Origin of the sequence: Algoriphagus vanfongensis DSM 17529 (genome assembly GCF_000429465.1) — a bacterium.
Classification (GTDB): Bacteria; Bacteroidota; Bacteroidia; order Cytophagales; family Cyclobacteriaceae; genus Algoriphagus; species Algoriphagus vanfongensis.
Genome location: NZ_AUBX01000009.1, coordinates 422,310 through 447,988 on the forward strand (window position 1 = coordinate 422,310; position 25,679 = coordinate 447,988).

Below are 25,679 nucleotides of genomic sequence, written 5' to 3' on the forward strand. Positions count from 1 at the left end.
ACTGATTTTGTAGGGGTATAATTTGTATTTTTGGGCAACCAATTCGATTCGCATGTCCACTAGTTTGATCTCAGCAATGGTAGGCGCCAAATGTCCAAAATGCCGAAAAGGTAGACTGTTTCCTGTTTCAATTTTCAGCTTCAATAAGCTCATCGACATGAATAAATCATGTGATGTCTGTCAGGCTAGTTTTCAACCTGAACCACGATTTTATGATGGAGCTATGTTTATCAGCTATGCATTTTCCGTTGCTTTGGTCATTACGGTTTTTGTAGCGTTGAATCTATTTTTGGAAAAACCAGCCCTTTGGATGTATCTATCCGCTATAGTGATCATCAACTTGCTGTTGCTTCCGATGATGTTACGGTATTCCAAAGTACTTTATCTGTATGCTGTGGGTAAATTAAAGTATCAGGACACTGCTTCAAAATAGGTGTTTCTTCGGGTTAAAACTGACCACTAGCAGTCCAATCCCTATCACGAGTAGAAATATAAGAACTGGAAGTCCACCGATCACAGAAAGAATTCTGACCCCATCTATGCCAGAAAATGAAATCATAATCCAGGCTAAAATTCCTATTAGAATTCCCCAGATTATTTTGATAGGCGCAGGCGTCTGAAATGAGTCGATCAGTTTGGTCCTTAAACTCAAGCTGGCTATGGCTTCTGTGCTGGAATCCGCAGCAGTGACGTAAGAGACAAACATTCCGATCAAGAATAAACTGGTCAGAAGCTGACTGGAACCAATATCCTGAAAAACGAGATAAATAATGGATTCCGGCCCGCTATTTACAAAGGAATCTGTATAAGTATCAGGATGTAAGCTTGCAAAATCCAAAGTACTTCCTCCAAATATCCCCATCCAAATCAGACAAAATAGCGCTGGAAGTAAACAATTGACCAAAAGAAATTCTCGGACTATTCTGCCTATGGCGATTTTGGCAAGAAATAATCCAGTCATCGGAGCCCATGCCATCCACATTGCAAAATTAAAAACTGACCAATCGTAGGTCCAGGAGTTTCCTTTACCAGTCAGCTGCATACTCAAGTCCAAAAATTGAGAGACATACGAGCGAAAGCCGATTCCAATATTTTTCAGAAAAAAGCTCTCCGAAAGAAGGACAAATAGTCCTGCGAACAATAGAAAAAAGAAGAGATTGAAGAGTGAAAAAGACTTAATGCCTTTGTCGATTCCGGAACTTGCAGAAAGAACAAACGTCCCTACGATCAGAGAAGCCACCAGCAATGTCACAAAACTTCCGTTCAATGAGGGGATCAATGCCTTCAAACCTCCGGAAAGACTTAAAATTCCTGCTCCCAAGGCACCGGCCATGCCTGAAACCATTGCGAAAAGGCAAATCATATCAATTATCTCAGAAATTGATTTGGAAATTTTTGTTCCAAAAACCGGATGAAGCATAATGCTAAGCTTAAAGGCTTGCTTTTTTCGGTGAAAAAGTAACGCAAATAACAAAGCTGGGACAGCGTAGATAGCGTAAGGAGTCACGCCCCAGTGGAAGAAAAGAGCACCCAAAGCAAATTCTTTTGCTTCTGTAGTAGCTGGTGAAATGTTTCGGAAGGATGGAGGAAAAAGAAAATGAGACAAAGGTTCCGCACTTCCCCAGAATAAAATTCCAACAGCGATAGTCGTACATAGAACAATTGCAAACCAAGGAATCCATTTGAGACGGGGACGGGCATCCTTACCACCGATACGATATCCACCTAAGGGCGAGACAAAAACCCAGATAAGCACTAACACCAAAAAGAAAGAAACCCAACTAAAAGCCATCGAGAAGTTGATCAAAACCCATGACTGAATTGCTTTCATCATCGAATCAAACTCTTCAGGAATAAGCATAGAAACCGATACAGCTAAGACCAAAATCAACAGGGGAGGCCAAAAAACAGTTTTTCGAAGAGAGACCTGAGAAAACTCGTTGAGCTTCATAGCAAAAATTAAGTCAGTGAATTTTTGGAAGTTAAGGAATCTCAGATCCAAATGCGAGCGTGATTGAAAAGGATGGTCTTAGATCTGAATGAATCAGAAATTTAACTTTCTGTTAATATCACTAACTTAGTTGAAAGTTTTACTAAACAAAAATAAATCAGTTTCGTTTCAGCTTAAAAACCACACCCATGGATACCATTCTCAGGAAGCTCAAAATAGAAGTGAGTGGGAGTCTTTATCAAAAAGAACCCTTCAGCTCTGATTTGGGCTATTCCATTGTTCAAGAGGGCTCTAAGATGATTTTGGAGCTAGGCTTGGAGCAGTTTACATTCAAAAAACTTTCCCTTGTGATCGGTAGTACCGAAGCCGCTATTTATCGCTATTTTGACAATAAGCACAAGCTTCTCCTGTACCTTTCAGCCTGGTATTGGGGCTGGATGGAACATAATCTGGTTTACAGCACCGCAAATATGACTGACGCCGGTGAACGATTGGCCATGGCAGTTCGTTTGATGTCCGAAGGGCCCGTTTTTTTACAAAATGACTACCTTGAACCATCTGTCTTGCGTGACATTGTGGTCAATGAAGCTTTGAAGGGATTTTTGACCAAAGAAGTGGACCTGGAGCATGAGAGTGGATTGTTTGCGCAGGTATACAAGTTCAGTGATCGTGTTGCGACGATTATTACAGAAATAAACCCAGAATATAAGTTTCCAAAAACTTTGGTTTCCACTGTATTAGAATCAAGTCTGATGCAGTCATTTCATTCTCAGCATTTGCCGGGGATGACGGAAAATGGTCTGGAGTCGGCCTCAAGGTTTCAATTCTTCCACCAATTGGTAGTAAAAGCAATTCAAAATGATTAATAATAGCGGAATCACACCTTTGAGGCGGTTTTTCAGACTTCTGAAGGAGGAGAAAAGCCAAGTATATTCCATTTACTTTTATGCCATCCTAAACGGTCTGATCACTCTGACATTGCCTTTGGGCATTCAGGCGATCCTCAATTTTATCTTAGGTGGGAGAATTACAACATCGTGGATCTTGCTGGTACTCATCGTAGCAGTCGGGGTCGCTTTTGGGGGATTTTTGCAAATCTCTCAGTTGCAAATCATGGAGAAACTCCAGCAGCGTATTTTCACCAAATCTGGACTTTCTATAGCTTACCGACTTCCCAAAGTCAAAACAGAAATCCTTCATGGAGAATATGGTCCAGAAATCGTTAATCGATTTTTTGATACAGTCAATCTCCAAAAAGGCCTCAGTAAAATCCTGATTGATTTCTCCACGGCACTCCTTCAAGTCATTTTTGGCTTGCTTTTGCTATCGATATATCATCCTACTTTTATTCTTTTCGGCTTGGCACTGGTCGCTATCCTGGTTTTGATATTCTATATCACTGGACCTCGAGGGATGGAGACGGCTCTAAAAGAGTCTTCCTACAAATATGAAACCGCTTATTGGCTAGAAGAAATAGGCAGGACTTTGAGCACTTTCAAGTTGGTGGGAAATGGACGATTGCCGATCCTCCGAGCCGACAAACTGCTGCAATACTACGTTGACTTTCGCTCCAAACACTTTGCTGTCTTGATTTTCCAATATAAAATCATGATTGCTTTCAAGGTTTTGATTGTATCCAGTTTGCTTGTAGCAGGTAGTTTATTGCTGATCAATGATCAGATCAGTATCGGTCAGTTTGTAGCAGCAGAGGTGATTATCATTCTGGTAGTTAATTCTGTCGAAAAGTTGATTCTTTCACTAGAAACAGTCTATGACACCTTGGTAGCTACCGAAAAACTGGGGCATATCATGGACTTGGAATTAGAAAATCCTAAAGGAACAGAGAAAGTGATCCAATCTGACCCGGCAGGTTTGAAATTTGGGATGGAGCAGGTCAGCTTCCAGCCTAAAGATGCCAATGCCCCAATTCTCAAAGATATTTCATTGACTATAGAGCCCGGTAAAAAGGTAGCTGTCATGGGTAAGTCAGGAAGTGGAAAGTCTGCATTTTTGGCTTTGCTATCAGGTCTTTACGAAGACTATCAAGGGAAAATCAAAGTGAATGATCTGACTATCGATATGATTCACCTTGAAAAATTCCGCGCTATGGTGGGCGATTGTCTTGAAATGGAGCAGATTTTTCACGGGACTATCAAAGAGAACATCATAGTAGGTCGGGAGTTTGAAGAAAAGCAGTTGGATTTCATCTTGGAGCTAGTCGGTCTCAAAGATTATATCTACCACTTGCCCAATGATCTAAATACGATGCTTCAGCCAGAGGGCAAAGGGCTTTCCAAAATGTTGATTCAAAGTATTTTGGTGGCGAGATCCTTGGTAGGGAAACCTAAAGCAATCATCATGGAAAATGCACTTCTACACCTATATGATGATGTCAAGAGTAGAATCATTGATTATCTGATGAAGGGTGATTGGACGCTTTTGCTTGTGACCAAAGAGGAAGAAGCATTTGAAAAGGTTGACGAAATACTCGTATTAGATCAGGGAAAACTTGCCTTCAAAGGTACATATCAGGCTTACCAATCTTTCAATTCTCAAAGTCTCTAAGCCATGTTGAATATTTCTAAAGTAAAAATCAAAGAAACAATTCCTTTTAGTGGTGCCAAGAGTTTGGTGATGACATTGCCTGTCAAAGAAGCAAAAAAGAGAATCCGGATCTTGACCACCTTGGTTTTGATCTTTTTCTTGGTGCTTTTTCTTCCTTGGACACAAAATATCCGTTCCAAAGGCTACGTGACGGCTTTGAGGCCCGATCAGCGACCTCAGACAATTCATTCGGTGATTGCAGGTCGAATAGAGAAATGGTATGTCAATGAAGGAGCATTTGTTACCAAAGGGGATACGATTGTGAGGATTTCGGAGATCAAGGATGAATATTTTGATTCACTTTTGCTACCGCGGACTCAGCAGCAGGTAGATGCCAAGAGTCAGTCTGCCAGATCGTATAGCGGAAAGGTGGATGCTCTTCAAGGACAGATTCAGGCTTTGAGACGAAATAATGTCTTGAAGGTCCAGCAAGCTGAAAACAAGTTGAGAATGGCCGAACTGAAGGTAGAGTCGGATAGTATCAAGTACCAACAGGCACAAGTCAATTTCGAAATTGGACAGAAGCAGCTAGACCGTTGGGAAGAACTTTACAAAGAGGGACTTAGATCCCTGACCGATCTGGAGAGCCGAAGACTGAATTTCCAAGATGTACAAGCTAAAGTGATTGCTGCTGAGAATGCCTATCTCAGTAGTCAAAATGAATTGATTTCAGCTCAGATAGAACTGGAGACTGTTGACAATGAATTTAAGGACAAACTTGCCAAAGCAGAGTCTGATATGTATTCGGCGATGTCAGCGCAATTTGACGCGGAAGCAACTGTTTCCAAGCTGGAAAATCAATATTCCAATTACGAAGCTAGAACGGGCTTCCGATACATCTTGGCTCCTCAAAATGGATTTTTGGCTCGCTCAATCCAAGTCGGGATAGGAGAAACAATCAAAGAAGGGGATCCCATCTTGAATATTGTCCCGGCTGAAGCTTCATTGGCTGTGGAGATGTACGTGGCTCCTGTTGACCTACCTCTGATCAAAGTAGGAAATCGAGTTCGCTTCATCTTTGACGGCTGGCCGGCTATTGTGTTTTCTGGCTGGCCTCAGATTTCCAATGGTACATTTGGTGGTGTTGTGGTGGCTATCGACCAGTTTGCAGGTCCCAATAATCAATATCGCGTGTTGGTCACTGAGGATCCGGAAGAAGAGCCATGGCCAGAAATGCTTCGTATTGGATCGGGAGCTGATGGTATCGCACTCCTCAATGACGTCCCTGTTTGGTACGAAATCTGGAGACAACTCAACGGCTTCCCGGCAGACTATTATACCCAAGAACAAAAGGATCAATTGGCTAAAGAGAAAAAATGAAATACATCCTAACGGCTATATTTTCGGTCTTTTTGATCTCTCATAGTCAAGGCCAGGATTCGGATACCTTGCGATTAGAGGTATTTCTGGAGTGGGTAGAGAGCTATCACCCCTTGGCCCGACAAGCCGAACTCCAGCTTGAAATGGGAGAGAGGCAAGTTCAGACTGCCAGAGGTGGCTTTGATCCGCTTATCTATGGCAATCTTGATAAAAAAGACTACAAGGAAACGCTTTATTACGATAAGAGAGAAGCTGGTCTGACCATTCCTACGTGGGCTGGAGTAGAGCTAAATGGGACTTTTGAACAAAATTCAGGACAATACTTGAACCCTGAAAACAAAGTGCCTACCGGAGGCCTTTTTGCTGCCGGAGCTTCCGTAAATGTAGGGCAGGGACTTATTTTAGATGAAAGGCGGGCGGCGCTTCGTCAAGCACAAATCTATCAAGAAGCCAGTCAAGTCGAAAGACAGAAAATGCTCAACGAACTATATCTAAAAGGATTTGAAGCTTACTGGAATTGGTCTTTGGCAGCTGCCAATCTTCAGGCACTGGAAGAGGCGGTCAATCTGACGAAGATTCGCTATGATGGTATCGTGACTAGTTTTGAGCAAGGTGACGTGGCTGCGATAGATACAGTCGAGGCCTTTTCCCAGCTTCTCAATCGCCAGTACAAATTGGAAAGCGCCAAGAACTCCTACTTTGCCTCTGTTCAGTATGTGAGTTCATTTTTATGGGGAGAAGAAGGGGAGCCGATGCTTTTAGATAGCTTAATATATCCTAGTTCACTAGTGGAGATAGTGCCAGATGAAGTCAATCCTCAAGAATTGAGGTCAGCAGTAAGCGTTCATCCGGAATTGCAGCTGGTGGACTATGATCTGGCAGGGTTGGAAATAGAGCGAAAACTAAAAGGTCAATCAATTTTGCCGGTAGTGAAACTCAAATATAATTTTCTGGTAGAGAGCATGGACGGATTCAGTGAATCCCAGTTCTTTGAAAACAATTATAAGTTTGGGATTTCAGTCTATACGCCTCTGCTGTGGAGAAAAGCCCGCGGATCTGTAGGGATGACCAAAGCAAAAATAGATGTCAAGAGAAACTCCCGGAGTCTGAAGGAACTCCAATTGATGACCAAATTGGAAACAGAAATTAACAATCTCAATACACTGGACAAGCAGGTGGATCTATATGCCACCACCTTAGATAATCTGGAAAGGCTTTTGGCTGGAGAGATCAGAAAATTCCAAATGGGAGAAAGCAGTCTCTTCTTGGTCAATGCGCGGGAAGTGTCTGTGTTTGACTCCAGACTTACTCTCAATGAATTGTTAGCAAAATATAAAATCGCAATAGCCAAGACCAGAGTGGCTGCTGGACTTGGATTTTAACACATCACCTAATGTCAGCATTTGTAATCGTTCAAGTAGATATTTCTGATCCTGCACAATACGAGGAATACAAGAAATTGACACCAGCTACCATAGAAGCTTATGGTGGCAAATTTGTTTTACGAGGCAACCCTGTTGAAGTTTTGGAAGGAGAGTGGGAGCACGATAGACTTGTGATGCTAGAGTTTCCTGATAAGAAAAGTGCAACTGATTGGTATTATTCGAAGGAATATCAAGCTGCCAAGGAAGTCAGATCAAAAGGAAGCAAGGCAAAATTTTTAGTGATTGAAAATTGATCAATTAACATTTTTATTGGTTTGTAATGCAAATAATTGAAGTGTAGAGAAGTCTATTCTGAAAATATTGTTTTATTATTACGCAGCTTAATCATCAATTATTTCAATCATCCTTAAAATTATTCAAATGAGACAAATTCATTTATTGGGAAAGAACTGCCTTTTTCTTGCGATTCTTTCCATCTTGACTTACTCCTGTATTTCAGATTCGGAGGCGCCAATCCTGACGGAACTCAATTCAGAGAAAGGTCTTGTGACGGAAACACAACCCGATGGTGAAAATCTTAGGAAAAAGGGAGAATTTAGGTATCAAGAGAAATTTTCAAACCAGATATTTCCCGTTCCCTCCAGCGAGGGGATAATGCTGGCAGGTACTGGGGTAGGGAATGCTACCTTTTTAGGAAAATCACTTTCTTTCATTAATCAGCTTGCAACTAGTCCTACTACCACTGTGGGCGCACCAGTGAGTCTTGTATTTGCGGCAGAACTGGAAGAACTAGGCTTGGTAAATTTGGGAGAAGAAGTTCATTCGGTCACTGTTGACAAAAAAGGCAATGCTATATTCTTTAGTTCCTTGATTAATACTGCAAACCCAATTTCTGATATACGGACAGAATTTGAAGCAGAAATTCTAATTGTTGGAGGAGCAGGTAGTTTCGAAGGAGTTTCCGGCCAAGGTAAGGTAATAGGCTTTTACAATCCTGCTACAGGAATAGGAGAATCATCTGTTTTGGCGGATTTACAATTCAAGTAGAAGCAATCATTAATGTAAAGGGGCTTATAAACAAGCCCCTTTTTTTATTGCATTCGATTCCGAGAATATTTTCAGCGATTCACTGCTTGATTCTTTATTGATTTTCTAATTTGATATCCATTTTTAATCAACATGGATTAACATGAATAAAATAGTAACTGTGGGAGAAGTTATGCTGAGACTCTCTCCACCGGGGCATAGTAGATTTGCTCAGACGGACTCCCTAGACGTAGAGTTTGGAGGATCAGAAGCCAATGTAGGAGCTGCACTCGCCTTTTGGGGAGAAAATGTCTCGCATGTCACCGCTTTTCCAGATCATGAGCTAGGGCATCGAGCTGCCGCCCAGCTTCGCAAAAATGGCATCTCGACAGACTTAGTGGCCTTTGGACCTGGTAGACTAGGAGTATATTTTCTTGAAAACGGCGCTCTTCAGAGAAGTTCCAAAATTATTTACGACCGTTTCGAATCCAGTTTTGCCAGATATAATGGTTCTGAGGTAGATTGGGATCTAGTGTTGGATGGGGTAGATTGGGTTCACTGGTCGGGTATTTCTCCTGCCATTTCCCAAGATTCAGCAGACTTGACTTTGTCTATTCTGACTGCTGCAAGGAAGCGAAATGTTCAAGTTTCCGGAGACCTAAACTACAGAAGCAATCTCTGGCAATATGGAAAACAGGCACCAGATATAATGCCGGCATTGATGGAATTGACCACCGTAATGATCGCTGGAACACGAGATTTCAATCAGTGCTTGGGAGCAAACTATACTTCATTTGATCAAGCAAAAAGTGTAGCATTCGAAGCTTATCCCCATTTGGACTATATCTGTAAGACAAATCGAATCACCCATGATGCGACCAATAATTCAATCTCCGCCGAATTGCATACAGCGGAGGCAGTCTTCTTTAGCCAAAAGTATGAGATCTCTCCAATCGTGGATCGAGTGGGTACAGGAGACGCGTTTGCAGGAGGTTTGATCTATGGTCTTACCCATCTTGAACCGCAGCAGGCAATTGAATTTGCGATGGCTTCTGGTGTTTTAAAACATTCAGTACCAGGAGATATATTACTCTGTAGTAAAAAAGAAGTAGAAGAAGTAATGGAAGGGACATCCGGAAAAATAAAACGATAAACCTATGAGGAATCCAGAAAGTAAATTCATCCAAAAAATGGATCAGGCAGGCGTCATGCCTATATTTTTTAATCCTCAAGAAGCCATTTGTCTCAAGATGCTTGAAACGGCTTACGAAGGTGGGATACGAGTAATTGAAATGGTAAATAGAGGCAAAGAAGCTCCAGGGATATTTCCAGCATTGAGAAAACTCGCTGATCAAATGCCCGGATTAAGTCTAGGGATCGGTACAATCTATCATGAGCAAGAGGCTGAACAGTTTTTGGATATGGGGGCAGAGTTTATCGTCGCTCCTGTGATGAATCCAGCTTTGGGTGAATACCTAGCGAAAGTAGAAATTCCTTGGATCCCAGGCTGTGGAACTGTCTCTGAAGTTTGGCAGGCTCAGGAATTAGGAGCAGAACTGGTCAAAATTTATCCCGCCAATATCCTCAGTCCTGATTTTGTAAAGGCGGTACATGCTGTCCTACCCAACATAGAATTGATCCCTACAGGAGGGGTAGAGCCGAGTCTGGAAAGTATCAAGCCTTGGTTTGATGCAGGAGTACTTTGTGTAGGAATGGGCTCTCAGCTATTCCGAAAAGATCTGATTCGGGAAGGAAAATTTGATGAAATCCGTGCTAGCATCAGTCAAGTGATGGAGCAGGTAAAGGAAATCAAGGGACAATAAAAAAAGGGCTTTAAGCCCTTTTTTGTTATAAGTCCGGTTGCGGAGTAGTTCTCAAATAAGGTTTGACCACAGTATGGCCTTTCGGAAATTTGGAAGGGATATCCGCATCTTTGATCGCCGGGGCGATGACTACATCTTCTCCATGCTTCCAGTTAGCAGGTGTAGCTACAGAGTAATTGGCTGTCAACTGGAGGGAGTCGATCACTCTTAATAGCTCATCAAAGTTTCTTCCAGTACTTGCTGGATAGGTAATAATCAGTTTGATTTTCTTGTCATTTCCAATCACGAAAACTGAGCGAACGGTAAAGTTTTCGTTTGAATTGGGGTGAATCATATCATACAAACCGGCTACTTTTCTGTCTTCATCCGCTATGATAGGAAAGTTCACTTCTGTTCCCTGAGTTTCATTGATGTCACCAATCCAACCTTTGTGGCTTTCCAGTCCATCTACAGAGAGTGCCATTACTTTGGTGTTTCTCTTTGCAAATTCCTTTTGGAGCTTGGCTACAGTGCCTAGTTCTGTGGTACATACTGGAGTATAGTCTGCTGGATGAGAGAAAAGTACTCCCCATCCATCACCTAAATACTCATAAAAATCGATTTGTCCTGCTGTGGTTTCTGCCTGAAAATTTGGCGCAAGATCACCTAATCTTAATGTCATGGTTAGTTTTATTTAAAGTCTATAGGGATAATAGGATAAAGTTAAAAATTGTTCCAATTTGTTTGATTTTATTTTCACAAAAACTTTGTAACCCTGTCGATCCATTTCAATCCTAACTATTGAAATGCCAGAATATTTTATCAAATTCCGAATTTTCCTATGATTCGAATTTTAGGACTGCGACCTTTCATGACAAACCATCCGACTATTCAGTGAATTCAGAAAAGAGAGCCATTATCATTTTTCAGAAAAATCCAGAATTGGGCAAAGTCAAAACTAGGCTAGCTCAGATGATTGGAGATGAAGAGGCATTGAAAATCTATGAATATCTGGTCGATCGGACATTCGACGCTGTGGAAGATCTAAATGCAGATAAGCTTCTGTTTTTTTCACGCTTCATTCCTGATAGAAGTTCCAGTTCTTCCCACTTCTATTATCTACAAAAAGAAGGTAATCTGGGAGATAAAATGCGGGATGCCTTTGGGACTGCTTTTGACTTAGGATATTCTAAAGTGCTGATTATTGGAACTGATTGCCCGGAGATATCTACCGAACTTTTGGAGTCTGCTTTTGATAGTTTGGAACAGGCCCAAGTCACAATCGGGCCAGCAGCGGATGGAGGCTATTACCTATTGGGAATGCGCAACTATTATCCTGAGCTATTTGCAGGAGTCAACTGGAGTACGGATTCAGTTTTGAAAGAAACCATTTCAAAGATCGATGAGCTTGAGTCTAGTTATTTGCTGCTCGAAACACTATCTGATATTGATACAGAAGCAGATTGGAATGCCTATCTTCAAAGAAATGGAATTGTATATAAATAATTGGTTTTGAAAATATTATAAACTTTACTTTGAATTAAAAATTGAAAAATTTCAGATTTATAGTCTTGGCATGCAGTCTGGGAATCTTCCTAGTTTTTTCATTTGAATCTTTTGGTCAAAAAATAGATTCGGCTGCTTTTCAAATCAAGGTTTTGGGGATTAGTATCGGGAACATGGAAGCCAAAAGAACCAGAAAGGATTCTATTGAAACCTATGATTTGCAAAGCCAAGTGAGTTTTTGGTTTTTTGGAAAAATCTACCTCAACCATCAAGTCGACTGTATTTTTCGAAATGGAAAATTTATGGAGTCTACCGTGGACTCGCAGACTAATAAAGGTGATTTTTTATCTAAGATATTCTGGAAGAAAGATCATTACCAAGTTCAGTCAGAAACTTATAAATACGAAAATTCAACTCCCATTTCCGAAGAGGTATTTAGCTGTATCAGCAAACTATTTTTTACCAAACCCAAAGACGGGGATATTATTTTGTCAGAAACTTACGGACTGACCAGCCCTATCATCGAAGTCGAACCCAATGTTTTTCAAATGACCATCAATGGAAACAAAAATCAATTCTATTACGAGAACGGAGTGCTGGACAAGGTCATGATCGAGAATCCGATCAAAAACTTTGTCATGCACCGAATCTATTAATTGAATCCGATTTTTAACTAATCAAGAAAGATGACTGGCTAGTAAACCAGCTAGCTGAACCAAACGATTGGCATATCCGGCTTCATTGTCATACCAACCGACTACTTTGACCAGACTACCCTTGGAAGATGTGAGAGAAGCATCTATGATACAAGAATATGGATTGCCTATGATGTCCATAGATACAATTGGATCCTGCTCTACTTGGATGATTCCTTGGAGTTCATTTTGAGAAGCTTTGAAATATGCCTGATTGATTTGCTCTGGAGAGGCATCAGTCTTCAATTCTACGATGAGGTCAGTCAAGGACCCATCCGGGACCGGTACACGCATGGCCGATGCTTCTATTTTTCCCTCTATCTCAGGCATGACGCGGTCTAGAGCTTTCCCTGCATTAGTGGTCGTAGGGATGATAGAGTAGGCCGCAGCTCGGGCTCTTCTCAGATCACGATGTGGAGCATCATGAAGGTTTTGATCGTTGGTATAGGAGTGTACTGTCGATGCATAGCCCTTGACGATACCAAATTCCTTTTCCAGTACTTGGATCATAGGCGCTAGGCAATTGGTCGTGCAAGAGGCATTGGAAATGATTTTTTCTTCACCAGACAAGATGCTTTCATTTACACCCAACACCACCATTTTGATAGAGGGATCTTGCGAAGGAGCCGAAATGATAACCTTTTTGGCTCCAGCCTGAATGTGTTTTTCAGCAGCAGTTCTGTCAGTGAATCTACCGGTGCTTTCGATGACCAAATCAATCTTCAATTCGTCCCAAGGAAGCTTCTCGGGAGCAGACTGGCTAAGTAAGCGGATGGAATGATCGCCTACATTCAAAACAGAGTTTTGGACAGTGATGGGCAAATTCAGTTTTCCATGAATGGAATCGTACTTCAGCAAGTGTGCGATTGCCTCGTCATCGGCCAGATCGTTGATGGCTACCAATTCAAATTCGGGATGGTCCAAAATCAGCTTGGCAGTATATCTACCAATTCTTCCAAAACCATTAATTGCTATTCGGGTTACTCTTTTATTCATGACCTGTTTCTAATGCCCTGCAAAATTAGAAAAAAGGATTTCAAAGCAGTAAAAAGAAAATTTAATTGCTTGTGATCAGCTTTTTAGGAGTGAAACCAAAGAAATTTTTGTGTCCCTTTTGTTATTGTAAAATGAAGCCTCTATATTTGCACAACCTTACGGAAAAGCACGTTTTCTGAGGCAAATAATGGTCCGTTCGTCTAGGGGTTAGGACGCATCCCTTTCACGGATGAAACACGGGTTCGATTCCCGTACGGACTACCATTATTGTTGATTTTCAATCAGTTAGAGATCTGATCTTAATTATTGAAAATTCAAAAAACATTCTGATAAATACAGAATACCCCACGGTCCGTTCGTCTAGGGGTTAGGACGCATCCCTTTCACGGATGAAACACGGGTTCGATTCCCGTACGGACTACTATACAAGCTCAGTCACCGCTTGTTTAAACATTTTTGTTTTATGGTTGTTAGTGGTTAAAGTGAACAAAATCCCGATCCTTGATCGGGATTTTTGTTTTCTGGACCTTTTTGATTAATGGAATTTTTCCCAAGTTCATTTTGATTATTTTGCGTTTCTCAAAACACTATTTATCAAAATGAAACCAACCCAAAACAAACCCTCCAGGTCCATTTTGGCAATTATTGCTTCCATAGGTCTGGTGGTGGCATCCTGTGCCAAAGATGAGCCTGTAGATACCCGAATCCGTACTTTTACACCAGAAGAGTTAAAACCTCAGGCAGAAGCCGCACTTTCACAGACTAATCCTACCTACAAAGAAGGCTTGGAGCTTGCGATTTGGGGAGTTGACTCCTTAGTCTTTGACCCCATCTCTATTCAGATCACGGATCAGGGGGATCTTTATTACACTCGAACCAATCGTCAGAAGAACTCGGAATTTGATATTCGGGGTCATCAGGATTGGGAAATACGATCTATCGCCTTAGAAACCATCGAGGATAAGAGGGCCTTTCTCCGTAGTGAACTTTCACCTGAAAGAAGTGAGATGAACACTTGGCTCGCCGATGTCAATGGAGATGGTTCGCATGACTGGAAAGATATGACGGTAGAAAAAGAGCAAATCTACAAGCTCAAGGATACTGATGGGGATGGTCTGGCTGATTTCATGCAGATCGTGGCAGAGGATTTCAATGATGAAGTCACAGACGTGGCTGGAGCAGTCATGATGGGGGAGGACGCACTCTATGTAGGTGTTGGGCCGGATATGTGGAGATTGGTGGATCAGAATGGTGACGGGATCATGGATGAGAAGACCTCCATATCTCATGGCTACGGCATTCATATAGGTTTTGGAGGTCATGGCATGTCTGGTCTGGAAATGGGCCCTGATGGTCGGGTCTATTGGGGTATCGGAGACATTGGTTTCAATGGCAAAGGTCCTGACGGAAAAGAATGGAAATATCCCAATAGAGGTGTCATCGCCCGGGCAAATCCTGATGGGTCAGATTTTGAAATTTTTGCCATGGGAGTACGAAATACCCATGAATTCGTTTTTGATGCGCATACCAACTTGATCGCTGGAGACAACGACGGCGATCATCCGGGAGAAAAAGAGAGACTTGTTTATATCACCAACGGTTCTGACACTGGCTGGAGAACCAATTGGCAGTTTGGAAAATACCGCGATCCTGACAACAATACTTATAAAGTCTGGATGGATGAGGAGTATTTCAAACCTCGTTGGGACAAGCAGGCAGCATTTATCACACCTCCGATCATTAACTATGTCTCTGGACCTACAGGAATGCTTTATAATCCGGGTACCGCGCTTGGTGATCGGTGGAAAGATCATTTCTTTTTGGTCGAATTCGTCGGAAATCCAGCTAATTCAGGAATTCATGCTTTTACGCTGGAGCCAAATGGAGCAAGTTTTGAACTCAAGTCAGCAGAAAGAATTCTTTCAGGCCTTCTACCTACCGGGATGGATTTTGGTCCTGACGGGGCTTTATATTTTGCAGATTGGATCAATGGCTGGGATACCAAAAACTATGGTCGAATATGGAAATTGACAGATCCAGAATTTGCCAATAAAGAAGCCCAAGCTGATACAGAGAAAGAACTGAAGGCGGATTATTCTAAAGATTCTGAGGAAATACTTGGCGGAAAGCTTTATCACACGGATCTAAGAGTTCGCAGAAAAGCCCAGTTTGAATTGGCAAAAAGAGGCGATAAAGGCTTCGAACAATTCAAGAAAGTATTGGCAGATAAGACTTCTCAACTGGCCAGAGTTAATGCTTTGGTAGGGATCAGCCAGATAGCGCGCTTGGACAACATGGACTATGCGGATGCTTTGGTACCTTATCTGAAAGATTCAGATCCTGAGATCCAGGCTTTGTCCGCCAAATGGCTAGGAGATATCAAATACAAAAAGGCAAGTGCAGATTTGATTTCAAACTTGACGCATGAAAATGCCAGAGTTCGATTCTTTGCAGCGGAGGCTTTGGGAAGAGCAGAAGATTCCAATGCAACTGAGCCTTTGATTGCCCTTTTAGAATCAAATAATGATGAAGACGCCTACATCCGACATGCAGCGAGTTTGGCATTGTCCCGAATCGGAAATGAAAATAAACTTGCCAGCCTTCATAGTCACTCATCCGCAGCAGTGAGAATGGGAGCTGTATTGGCCCTCAGGAGAATGGCTAGTCCTGCTTTGGCAAGTTTCTTAAATGATTCTGATGAATTGATCGTCACCGAAGCTGCCAGAGCGATTCATGACGATTTTTCTGTTCCACAGGCACTTCCTGACCTGGCAGCTATCCTAAATACAACTCCTTTTGGCAATGAACCTCTCATGAGACGTGTTTTGAGTGCCAGCCAACGAGTAGGAGGAGAGAAGGAGCTCAATGAGGTCTTGGCTTATATTTCCAAAAATAATGCTTCACAGACTCTAAAATTGGAGGCCATTGCCATTGTGGGTACCTGGGCAAAACCATCCTTGGTTGACAGAGTGGACGGACGATTCAGAGGAGAGGTCACACGGGAAGCTAGCCTGATTAAGGAAAAAAGTAAAGCTACGCTGATAAATACTTTGAATAATTCTAACGCAGCCATCCGCGTGGAAGCTGCCAAAGCTATGGGAAAATTGAATCTCGAAGATGCTGGAGAGGCTTTATTGGCACATGTGAAAACCGATCCTGCGGGAGAAGTGAAAGTAGAATCCTTGCGAGCACTGGATCGTATGAAAGCTAAAGAACTTTCTGAGGCTATTTCGGCCGCCATGAATGATGCAAGTCAGGAAGTCCGAGTCGGTGGCTTGGCATTGCTTTCTGAAACAGAAATTGCGGCTGATCAAAAGGTATCTTTGCTGATGGATATCATCCAAAAGAGAACTAATCCTGAAAAACAAACAGCCTTATTGACTTTAGGCTCTATGGAAAATAGTGCATCTCTGACTGAGTGGGATACTATTTTGAAGGATTTCGAAGCTAACAAACTACCTACTGTGACTTGGATCGAACTCGAGGAAGCGATTGAAGCAACAGGTTCCGAGGAGCTTCAAAACCGTCTTAGCGCCTTATTGGATGATAAAGCTGGTGATGAACCTTGGAAAAGATTCTCTGGAGCATTGGCTGAAGGAAGCGTACGTGCAGGTCGCTCGATGTTTTTCCAAAATCAAACCGCACAATGTATCCGCTGTCATGCCTACGATGACATGGGAGGAAATGCCGGTCCGAGATTAAATGGAGTGGCAAACCGTCTGAGCAGAGAGGATCTGCTGATTGCCTTGGTAGAGCCAAGTCATAGACTGTCTCCAGGCTATGGATTTGTTACTTTGGAATTGGAAAATGGTGAAACTGTCACAGGTACCGTAATGGCAGATTCGGAGCAAAGTGTAACTGTGAAAGTGGGTTCGGAACCTGAAAAAACTTATCAAGCTTCTGAGATCAAATCCAAGAAACTGGCTCCATCCAGCATGCCAAATATGGGGGATCTCTTAAGCAAACGAGAAATCAGAGATTTGGTGAGTTTCTTGAGTGTATTGAATCAGGATGACTAAAAGCAACATTTAATCAGAAAGAATTTCCAACAAAAAAGGCTTATCAATTCGATAAGCCTTTTTCTATTGGTTGATTGGTCAAATTCTTAATTGACAGGAAGATCATTTCCTACTACTGCATTTGGATTGATCATAGGAATATTTGATCCCCATTTGGCATTGATTTGCTCAATGAATTCGTTGGCTACGAAAGCATGAGCTCTGCCATTTGGATGGATACCATCTACTGAAAAACCGCCATTTGGTGGAATAATGCTAGCAGTCAATGCCTGACCATTGTAGCTAACTCCACCCGCAAGAACCTGATTCAAAAGTCCATTGACATCTACCAAAACCAATCTGGCATCACTGCTCTGCACGGCCGCTTGGATGATTTGGTTGAAAGCGTCAATGCTTGATTGTATTTCATTTTGCTCAGCAGGGGTCAAGACATACATATCTTCCACAGGATAGCTGACGCCTCTGATACTCTGAGGATCATTGTTAACAGGCTGTCCCAAGACTTGAGAAAGCGTCAATGTGGATTTATCAGTCGAATTGCTTTGACGAATAGAAGGCAATCCAAAGCCGGACAAATCTGTGAGGTTTTCATCACTCATCAAATAGCCGTTTTGTCCTGCTACAAAATTGACTGTTCTCAATTCACGCTCAGATGCTGAAATGGCTCCCATAGCTTCTAGCTGAAGCAAACCTCCATTGTATGCTGTAAAATTCTGGTTGACAAATGCCGCAGTAGCTGCGTCAAGCGGAAGGGAGTTCCACGGTACCAAATTGAAATAAGGCAATACATTCAGATCGGGAATATTACCAACCGCACCTTTCGCTTCCGGCACGGTGCTGAGAAGGGTCCCCAAAGCTGCGTTGAATCTCATTGTAAAATCAGATTCAGAGGTAAGTAGGGCTGGATTGGAAGCTCCACCAACGGCATACCCTAGTACATCACTGCTACCAAGCCAGAAGGTAAAGAAAGTTCCACCTTGTGCTAGAGCCGCTGCAGCATCTCCGATAGGCGTAGATACGCCAGGTTGAGATGCAAATCTTGCATACAATGGATTGTAGGCTGGATTTTGCGGGACATTTGGACCTCCAGTTTGAGGGATTAATGCCAAGCCTAAAGTCATATTCGGTACTGAGAAATTATTCAAAGCAGCTTTATCACCACCGAATGCAGTTGGAAAATCACCAACTCCAATAGGGGCCGGCGCTGTAGTACCATTTTGGGTTTTTAAAATCAACCTTCCCAAAGCCACCCCTCCAGGACCTACCGCATAAAATCCATTTTCAGAATTGATATCGGGTAGATTAAAGTCGGAGCCATTGATGGTTTGCATTTGAGCAGCAAGCTGCACTGCAAAGGAGTTTTGCTGACCTCTCGAATACAGTGCACCGTCCATAAAACCAGCCGCGATTCCGTCTCCAATCACCACCATCTTGCTAAAATCCGCTTCTCCTGGAGTAGGCTCTGGAGTGGGATTCTCTGGGAAATCATAAGTACAAGAAACTGCTCCACCTATGACTAAGCCAAATGCTATATTTCTAGTTATCTTTTTCATACATATAATTTTTATCTCAACAACTCATCAAAGGTGATCGATAGGTAGTAAATGGCGCCGATAGTTGGTCCACCGTAGTTCAGAAAATACCTGTTGTTGGTCACATTGGATCCACCGAGTTTGAAGATGGATTTCATAGATGGTACTTTATAGCTTACTTGTGCGTCGAGTGTAGTCACTGCCGGCACTTCTCCTCTGGCAAATGAAGACTCCCAACGGAAAGCAGACTGACTTCTCAAAGCAACATTGAAACCTAGGTTTTTAGCCACCTTTCTGTTTCCAAAGGTGATGTTCCCTTTGTGCTCTGGAGTGTTGAAGTCATTCAAGAATCCTTCAGCAGGCTCCGTTAGCATCTTGTTGTAATTGTAATTTCCAGATATGGTAAAGTTGCTTGGCAAATTGAAAGTCAAACCTAAAGCCATACCATGAGCTTTCACCTCACTGCCTGTGAAATTGGTATAAGTCTGGAACGTATTTTCCTGACCTGGAGTAGTCACAGGAGTCAGCAAAGATGGCGCGTTGACCGCATTGATTGCCAGCTGATCACCATTGGCAGGAGTAGGATAAACTGGCCCTGGAGCTTTTCTTACCGCATTTTGAGTGATGAAATCATTGTAAACATTGTAGTAATAAGCAAAGTCTATCATGATGTTATTGTTGCTCAAAAGACTCTTGTAGCCCACTTCGATAGACTGAACCTGCTCAGGTCTCAACTCAGGGAAATCCTCCTCAGTCGCCGGCACCAACAGGGAAGTAGCTTCTGGAGAAACTGGGCTAACGCCAGCCCCAACTTTGGCCACGTAGGCTTCCACAGACGCCATGGTAAATGCATTGGTGAAAATGTCGTATTTCTCACGATAATAAGGAAGACCACCTATCAGTCGGGCAGAAACCACATTCAGATCAATGTGCTGTCCCTGTGTCGTAGGCATTCTGAAACCAGTCTGATAGGACAATCTGAAGTTGTGATTTTTCTCTGTGAACACTCCAGAAACCCGTGGGCTAAACTGGCCATCAAAGTTTTCATTTTTGTCATATCGAAGAGAAGCCATCAATTTTAGCTTGTCATTCAAGACTCTCTTTCCAGCTTGGGCATAGGCTCCAAACTCAGAAATTGTGATGTCATTTCCTTCCACATCGGCGAAGATGGTCCCGTTCGAATTCAAGTCATATACCCGATAAGAACCACCTACTTGCAGGTCCATAAATTCGATTTCATTACTGAAATCATATTGTCCCTCTAGCATATACATGCTGGACTGATCATTGAAAAGGGAACCTTCAGGAATGAAGTTGGATCGCACCTCTCTGGAGGCATTATCAAATTCAGTAGTACCCGGCATGATTCTACCTGTATCGGCAAAGCCTCTCGCAGCTTGATGCGCCAGGGCTTGCTGCTCGGTAGTACCGAGTTGACCAGGAACCACACCTTGCTGTGCAAGTGCTCCCATATAGGCGATGCCATATTCACCAAACCAAGAAGAATTGTCTTTCCAGATGCTATTGATATTCACACCAGTCAAGTCAGCGATGTAAGAGTCCCCTGAGTTTTCCCGAGTAGTATAGGCTCTTAAGAAGTAATTGCTACCTCTGAGTTCTAGCTTATGTTGGCTGATTTCGAAATCTTTCAAAGAGTACCTTTGAGCTCCAGTATAGACAGAAGTACCAGATCCATAATTCAGGGTATAGCTCAATTCAGATCTATCGTTGATTCTCCAATACAAGCCTGTGTTGACCTTGAAGTTTTTGGCACCATAATCTACCAAAAACTGCTCATCGTAGCCTGTGCGGGACACCAATTGATCTGGTAAACTCGACACATAACCACCCAATCCCAATGCATTGGCTTGTTGTTGAATAGCTGCTACGTTTTTGAGAAGGCCTATATTATTGGAAACTTCATCACCAAAAACGTGCACTCGGTTGGCTCCTGGATTAAATGGCAAGTCGCCTTGCGTAGCCATGTTCAGATCTGTCTGATCCGTTCCGTACCAATCAGTCGCCCGCATAAAGGAGGCATTGACTTTAAAAGCAAACTTGTCATTGAAAGCTTTGGCATAGCGAATCGAACCTTCATACATGGGTTGCGGACTGTTAGGCTCACCAGCCTGTCCTCCGAAATGGTTGAAGCCCTGCTTATAAAAAGCACTGAACCCTTGATATTCGAAGGCATTCTTACTGTTGACCAGCAAAATTCCATTAAATGCATTCGGGCCATATAGCGCTGAAGCAGCTCCTGGGATAAACTCGACACTTTCTACATCCAGCTCCGATGGTCCGTTGAGATTTCCGATAGGGAAATTGAGGGCAGGTGCCTGAGTATCCATTCCGTCGGTGAGTTGGACAAAGCGCGTGTTACCTGTGGAGTTAAATCCCCGAGCATTGACGATCTGGAAATTGATGGATGAACTGGTGACGTCCACGCCTTTTAGATTGGCGATGGACTTGTAATAACTATCCGAAGGGGTATCGCGGATAGCTAGGATATCCATTTTTTCGATTGAAACCGGAGATTGAAGAATATTCTCTTCAACACGTGAGGCTGATACGACGACTTCCTGACCTAGCATGGACTGCTCTTCCATCTGGATATCCAGCTTGCCCGATGGAGCACTATCAAAGTTTACCTCGATAGTTTGATATCCCACCATGGAGAAGACAAGTGTAAAAGGAAAGGGCTGATTGACATTCAGATTGAAATTGCCATCCAAATCAGTAATGGTGCCGACTACTTTTCCTTTGACCAGGATATTGACACCGACTAGGGTCTCTTGGGTATCTGCGTCTGACACTGTTCCCGATACGGAAGTCTGTCCAAAAACTGGACTGATCCCTATGGAAACCAAGAATGCGAATGCCACCAATACCCTGTAATATGACAGAGTAATATTTTTCATAGGCTAAATTGGGTTAATAAATAGGATTAGTAATAATTGAGTGAATAGGGTTGATTTCTTCCGAAATTATGTCAAAAACTGAATATTCAATGCCTATTACTAAAAAAACATTGATGGTCAATAATGGGTATAAATGGTGAAAAATGGAAACTACCCTGTCTTTACTGAAAAACTTGGAATGATTTGCAGAAACTATTAGTGAATCTCAACAAGACTTCATTTTTTATTAAAAAATCCTAAATCAAAAATCATTTTGAGATAGATCAAAAAAAAGCCTGAATCAAATTCAGGCTCTATAATTATTTGCTTTTTGCGTTTTCTTCGTTGACATGTTTGACCATCCGGTCACAAAGATCTTTCATCTCTTCTGCCATAAATTCATCTCCAGTACTCGTCAAAATCGTCTGCGCCATACCTCCGATTACGTCGATATAAAAACGCTTCATTTCAACCACAGACATTTCATCCGTCCAAAGGTCTATCCGAAGTGTACTTTGGTTGAGATTGTCCCAAACATTGACACTGATACTTTTGGTGGATTCTAATCCATCGCTTTCCTTGTCAGAAGCATCCCAAAGGATTTCTTTCGGGACATTTTGCTCGTCAAGGCTGATTTGAAATTTGATATCTGACTTTTTCATTTTATAAATTTTGGGTGAAACCAAATCTAGCTTCCCCAGGTTCCATTTTTGTTTAAAATTTCATTTCTGGAATTTCTCCAGTGATAATCAATTTCCCTTCGGTTTTGGATTGGATCTCTTCCACGCTGACTCCGGGCGCTCTTTCTTTGAGAAAAAAACCTCCAGACGGATCGATTTCCAATACGGCCATATCTGTGACTATCTTTTTCACACATCGAATTCCTGTGATTGGAAGGCTACAAGATTTGAGTAGCTTGGATTCACCACTTCTAGAGCAATGCTGCATGGCCACGATGATGTTGTCTGCTGAGGCTACCAAATCCATGGCACCACCCATTCCTTTCACCATTTTACCAGGAATCTTCCAATTGGCGATATCCCCATTTTCTGACACTTCCATGGCGCCGAGTATGGTCAAATGAACATGTCCGCCTCGTATCATAGCAAAAGATTCAGCGGAATTAAACAGGACTGAACCTTTTACCATCGTGATGGTTTGCTTGCCTGCATTGATTAAATCTGGGTCAATGTTTTCTTCTGTAGGAAAAGGGCCGATTCCAAGCAATCCATTTTCAGATTGCAAAACTACTTCCAATTCCTCAGGAATGTAATTGGCAACTAGGGTAGGGATACCGATTCCAAGATTGATATATTGTCCATTTTGGACTTCCTGAGCTATTCTTTGGGCTATTTGTTCTTTGGTCAACATGATTCTTGATGTTTTAGATTAGAAAATCAGGACTTGGATATAGTCCTTTGCTCGACTCGTTTTTCATAATCTTTTCCCTCAAAAATCCGCTGAACATAAATGCCAGGGGTATGAATCTGATTGGGATCCAATTCACCAGCCGGGACCAATTCTTCCACTTCGGCTATGCATACTTTACCGGCTGCAGCCATTATTGGATTGAAATTCCTTGCTGTACCTTTGAATATCAGGTTTCCAGCTGAATCGCCTTTCCACGCCTTTACTAAAGAAAAATCCGCTCTTAGCCAGCTCTCCATCAGATAAAGTTTGCCGTCAAACTCACGGATTTCCTTACCCTCAGCGACTTCAGTACCGACTCCAGCAGGAGTGAAGAAGGCTGGGATTCCAGCGCCACCTGCTCGGACTCTTTCTGCCAATGTTCCCTGAGGTATCAAGTCCACTTCTAATTCACCTGAAAGAAGTTGCCTTTCAAACTCTGCATTTTCTCCTACATAGCTGGAAATCATTTTTTTGACCATTTTCTTTTTGAGCAAAAGGCCAATTCCAAAGTCATCTACTCCGGCGTTGTTGGATACAATGGTCAATCCATTGATGTCTCTTTCCAGAAGGGCAGAAATGCAGTTTTCGGGAATTCCACTCAAACCAAATCCCCCCATCATCAAAAATGCACCACTGGGAATGTCCTTGACAGCTTCCCGGGCGTCTTGAATTACCTTGTTGATCATATTTTGGGTTTATAAAATGAGTTTTGCTCTCTGCTGATCTTTGTGCAATTGAGCCTTTAGTCCTTCTAAATTCTCAAATTTTTGCTCTTCTCTCAAGTAAGCACGCAGATAAATTGTGATTTGTTTATCATACAGGTCTCCTTGAAAATCAAACAGATGAGCTTCCACTGATTTTTTGCTACCATCTACGGTAGGCCGATTCCCAATATTGAGCATGGATTTGTAGATACTTCCGTTCACAGAAGCTTCCACGGCATAGACCCCATCTTTAGGGATCAATTTATAATCGTTTGGTATATGGATATTCGCTGTCGGAAAGCCGATTGATCTCCCGATTTGCTGTCCTTTGATCACCAAACCATTCAGTTCGTAGGGCCTTCCCAGATAGGAATTGGCTGTCTCAATATCACCTGATTCCAAAGCCTGACGGATTTTGGTACTGGAAACACCGATCTCATCGACATCCTGACGGGAAATCTCTTCCAGGTCAAATCCAAAGGAAGATGAGTTTGCTTTCAAATATTCAAAGGATCCTTCCCGATTTTTACCAAATCGATGATCATACCCAATAACCAGCTTTTTGGTTTGGATTTTTTGGACGATGACCTCTTCAATAAATTCTTTGGAACTGAGCTGGGAAAACTCTTTGGTAAAGGGAATCGTGACCAAATGATCAATTCCAAACTGACGGAGGAGTTTTGCTTTCTCTTCAAATGTGGAAAGCAGTCGAAGCTGATGTTCTTCTGGATAGAGCACCAGTCGGGGATGAGGCCAAAAAGTAATCAAAACCGTCTCGCCTTCTACTGATCGGGCGATTTCCCGGATTCGATGCAATATCTTCTGATGTCCCAAATGAACCCCATCAAAGGTGCCACTGGTTACTACCGGATTTTTTACAGGCAAAAACTCATTTAATCCCTCATAGATTTTCATCTGCTCTTCGGGCTTTTATTTCTTCTATCAAAGGCAAAAGGTCTTTGGCTTCTTCCAATCGAAATTCGCCAATTCTAGTTCTGCACAGAGAACTCATGTATGCGCCAACTCCCAAAATTTCACCAAGATCTCTCGCTAAACTTCGAATATAGGTTCCTTTGGAACAAGAAATCCGAAACTCAACCACTCTATCTTGAAAGGAGACAATCTCAAATTCCCTCACTTGCACAGGTCTAGGTTCCATTTTCACGTCCAAACCTTTTCTGGCTGATTCATATACACGCTTACCGTCCACCTTGATAGCAGAATGCATAGGAGGGACCTGCATGATATCTCCGGTCAATTGAAGTGCTGCTGCATAGACATCCTCCAAAGTGATATGGGATGCATCTGCAACAAACTCGACCGGTTTTTCCAGATCAAAGGATTCTGTGGTTTCTCCGATGACAAAAGTCCCGGTATATTCCTTTTCCTGTCCCATGAAGGTTTCGATCTGCTTGGTCATTTTACCAGCGCAAACGATCAATAAACCTGTAGCCAGAGGATCAAGAGTACCTGCATGGCCGACCTTTTTGATTTTTAGTGCATTCCGCACTTTTTTGACTACATCGAATGATGTCCATTCTTTGGGTTTGTCAATCAAAAAGACCTCTGCGTAGGCTTGTTCTTGCATGTGTTGAAATAGAATTTAGGCTGATTGGATCAGCTATTCTTTTCTGATTTTGCCAAGATGGCATAAAACTCAAAAATAAATCCGGCAAGGGTCACGATCGGGCCGATAGTCAAACCTAGGATACCATTACCATGCGGCTCAGAATCCAAGGAAATCAATACAAATCCCAATACGATCAAACCGATTCCGATAAACATCAGTTTGTAATTTTTTCGTGAAAATGGAAAAGATGCTTTACTCATAA

Annotated in this window: 23 protein-coding genes and 2 tRNA genes; 14 read left to right on the top strand and 11 right to left on the bottom strand. The window is 42.3% G+C overall.

The window, feature by feature from the left end:
• The first annotated feature begins 76 nt into the window (after positions 1 to 76).
• Positions 77 to 433 (top strand): DUF983 domain-containing protein, encoded by a 357-nt coding sequence (locus tag G460_RS0103100; RefSeq protein ID WP_281171645.1) that lies wholly within the window; start codon positions 77 to 79, stop codon positions 431 to 433.
• Here the strand turns inward: G460_RS0103100 and G460_RS0103105 are convergent.
• Positions 425 to 1,951: a BCCT family transporter gene (locus tag G460_RS0103105; RefSeq protein WP_026953999.1), complete on the bottom strand. Its 1,527-nt coding sequence runs from the start codon at positions 1,949 to 1,951 to the stop codon at positions 425 to 427. The two genes, G460_RS0103100 and G460_RS0103105, sit on opposite strands and share 9 nt — an antisense overlap.
• A 188-nt stretch (positions 1,952 to 2,139) precedes the next feature.
• On the opposite strand from G460_RS0103105, the gene G460_RS0103110 reads away from it, so the two are divergent.
• The 8 genes from G460_RS0103110 (at position 2,140) to G460_RS0103145 (ending at position 10,109) form a co-directional block, all read left to right on the top strand.
• A complete protein-coding gene (locus G460_RS0103110; protein ID WP_026954000.1) occupies positions 2,140 to 2,817 on the top strand; it encodes a TetR/AcrR family transcriptional regulator in 678 nt (225 codons plus the stop codon).
• Positions 2,810 to 4,516, top strand: a complete 1,707-nt coding sequence (locus G460_RS0103115; protein WP_026954001.1) for a peptidase domain-containing ABC transporter — start codon at positions 2,810 to 2,812, stop codon at positions 4,514 to 4,516. The genes G460_RS0103110 and G460_RS0103115 overlap by 8 nt, the downstream gene beginning before the upstream one ends.
• A gap of 3 nt (positions 4,517 to 4,519) precedes the next feature.
• Positions 4,520 to 5,875, top strand: a complete 1,356-nt coding sequence (locus tag G460_RS0103120; RefSeq protein WP_026954002.1) for an HlyD family secretion protein — start codon at positions 4,520 to 4,522, stop codon at positions 5,873 to 5,875.
• Complete coding sequence (locus tag G460_RS0103125) at positions 5,872 to 7,257, top strand: TolC family protein (RefSeq protein WP_026954003.1); 1,386 nt, start codon at positions 5,872 to 5,874, stop codon at positions 7,255 to 7,257. The genes G460_RS0103120 and G460_RS0103125 overlap by 4 nt, the downstream gene beginning before the upstream one ends.
• A gap of 11 nt (positions 7,258 to 7,268) precedes the next feature.
• On the top strand, positions 7,269 to 7,553 hold the full coding sequence (locus tag G460_RS0103130) for a DUF1330 domain-containing protein (RefSeq protein ID WP_026954004.1): 285 nt from the start codon (positions 7,269 to 7,271) through the stop codon (positions 7,551 to 7,553).
• Between the two features lie 127 nt (positions 7,554 to 7,680).
• Entirely contained in the window at positions 7,681 to 8,307 is a 627-nt protein-coding gene (locus G460_RS0103135) for a hypothetical protein (protein ID WP_026954005.1), read from the top strand.
• A gap of 142 nt (positions 8,308 to 8,449) precedes the next feature.
• Positions 8,450 to 9,439, top strand: a complete 990-nt coding sequence (locus tag G460_RS0103140; RefSeq protein WP_026954006.1) for a sugar kinase — start codon at positions 8,450 to 8,452, stop codon at positions 9,437 to 9,439.
• Positions 9,440 to 9,443: 4 nt separating this feature from the next.
• Positions 9,444 to 10,109 carry a beta/alpha barrel domain-containing protein gene (locus G460_RS0103145; protein WP_026954007.1) on the top strand — a complete coding sequence of 222 codons (666 nt, stop codon included), beginning with the start codon at positions 9,444 to 9,446 and terminating at the stop codon, positions 10,107 to 10,109.
• A gap of 25 nt (positions 10,110 to 10,134) precedes the next feature.
• Here G460_RS0103145 and G460_RS0103150 read toward each other — a convergent pair whose 3' ends face one another.
• Positions 10,135 to 10,770, bottom strand: coding sequence for a peroxiredoxin (locus G460_RS0103150; RefSeq protein ID WP_026954008.1), 636 nt, complete (start codon positions 10,768 to 10,770; stop codon positions 10,135 to 10,137).
• A 212-nt stretch (positions 10,771 to 10,982) separates the two neighbouring features.
• Between G460_RS0103150 and G460_RS21325 the strand changes: the two genes are divergently transcribed.
• A complete protein-coding gene (locus tag G460_RS21325) occupies positions 10,983 to 11,594 on the top strand; it encodes a TIGR04282 family arsenosugar biosynthesis glycosyltransferase (protein ID WP_035463915.1) in 612 nt (203 codons plus the stop codon).
• 41 nt (positions 11,595 to 11,635) lie between these two features.
• Positions 11,636 to 12,250: a DUF6134 family protein gene (locus tag G460_RS0103160; RefSeq protein ID WP_026954009.1), complete on the top strand. Its 615-nt coding sequence runs from the start codon at positions 11,636 to 11,638 to the stop codon at positions 12,248 to 12,250.
• Between the two features lie 21 nt (positions 12,251 to 12,271).
• Here the strand turns inward: G460_RS0103160 and gap are convergent, their stop codons facing one another.
• Positions 12,272 to 13,285, bottom strand: coding sequence for a type I glyceraldehyde-3-phosphate dehydrogenase (gene gap, locus G460_RS0103165; protein ID WP_026954010.1), 1,014 nt, complete (start codon positions 13,283 to 13,285; stop codon positions 12,272 to 12,274).
• 189 nt (positions 13,286 to 13,474) lie between these two features.
• Between gap and G460_RS0103170 the strand changes: the two genes are divergently transcribed.
• The 3 genes from G460_RS0103170 (at position 13,475) to G460_RS0103185 (ending at position 17,304) form a co-directional block, all read left to right on the top strand.
• Positions 13,475 to 13,549 (top strand) — tRNA-Glu (locus tag G460_RS0103170).
• An 85-nt stretch (positions 13,550 to 13,634) separates the two neighbouring features.
• Positions 13,635 to 13,706: transfer RNA gene (locus G460_RS0103175), tRNA-Glu, on the top strand.
• A gap of 178 nt (positions 13,707 to 13,884) precedes the next feature.
• On the top strand, positions 13,885 to 17,304 hold the full coding sequence (locus G460_RS0103185; protein WP_026954011.1) for a HEAT repeat domain-containing protein: 3,420 nt from the start codon (positions 13,885 to 13,887) through the stop codon (positions 17,302 to 17,304).
• Positions 17,305 to 17,390: 86 nt separating this feature from the next.
• Here G460_RS0103185 and G460_RS0103190 read toward each other — a convergent pair whose 3' ends face one another.
• The 8 genes from G460_RS0103190 to G460_RS21330 all read right to left on the bottom strand — a co-directional run bounded on the left by G460_RS0103190 (position 17,391) and on the right by G460_RS21330 (position 25,677).
• Positions 17,391 to 18,857, bottom strand: a complete 1,467-nt coding sequence (locus tag G460_RS0103190; RefSeq protein ID WP_035463797.1) for a hypothetical protein — start codon at positions 18,855 to 18,857, stop codon at positions 17,391 to 17,393.
• Positions 18,858 to 18,868: 11 nt separating this feature from the next.
• Complete coding sequence (locus G460_RS0103195) at positions 18,869 to 21,754, bottom strand: TonB-dependent receptor (protein WP_026954013.1); 2,886 nt, start codon at positions 21,752 to 21,754, stop codon at positions 18,869 to 18,871.
• Between the two features lie 299 nt (positions 21,755 to 22,053).
• Complete coding sequence (gldC, locus tag G460_RS0103200; protein WP_026954014.1) at positions 22,054 to 22,395, bottom strand: gliding motility protein GldC; 342 nt, start codon at positions 22,393 to 22,395, stop codon at positions 22,054 to 22,056.
• A 52-nt stretch (positions 22,396 to 22,447) separates the two neighbouring features.
• Positions 22,448 to 23,104 carry a 3-oxoacid CoA-transferase subunit B gene (locus G460_RS0103205; protein WP_026954015.1) on the bottom strand — a complete coding sequence of 219 codons (657 nt, stop codon included), beginning with the start codon at positions 23,102 to 23,104 and terminating at the stop codon, positions 22,448 to 22,450.
• A gap of 26 nt (positions 23,105 to 23,130) precedes the next feature.
• Positions 23,131 to 23,829, bottom strand: coding sequence for a CoA transferase subunit A (locus G460_RS0103210; RefSeq protein ID WP_026954016.1), 699 nt, complete (start codon positions 23,827 to 23,829; stop codon positions 23,131 to 23,133).
• 9 nt (positions 23,830 to 23,838) lie between these two features.
• Positions 23,839 to 24,762 (bottom strand): bifunctional riboflavin kinase/FAD synthetase, encoded by a 924-nt coding sequence (locus G460_RS0103215; protein WP_026954017.1) that lies wholly within the window; start codon positions 24,760 to 24,762, stop codon positions 23,839 to 23,841.
• The gene (truB, locus tag G460_RS0103220; protein ID WP_026954018.1) at positions 24,749 to 25,435 is read right to left on the bottom strand and encodes a tRNA pseudouridine(55) synthase TruB; all 687 of its coding nucleotides are present in this window, start codon (positions 25,433 to 25,435) and stop codon (positions 24,749 to 24,751) included. Before truB ends, G460_RS0103215 begins: the two co-directional genes overlap by 14 nt.
• 29 nt (positions 25,436 to 25,464) lie before the next feature.
• Positions 25,465 to 25,677 carry a DUF3098 domain-containing protein gene (locus G460_RS21330; RefSeq protein WP_035463799.1) on the bottom strand — a complete coding sequence of 71 codons (213 nt, stop codon included), beginning with the start codon at positions 25,675 to 25,677 and terminating at the stop codon, positions 25,465 to 25,467.
• Positions 25,678 to 25,679 lie beyond the last annotated feature (2 nt).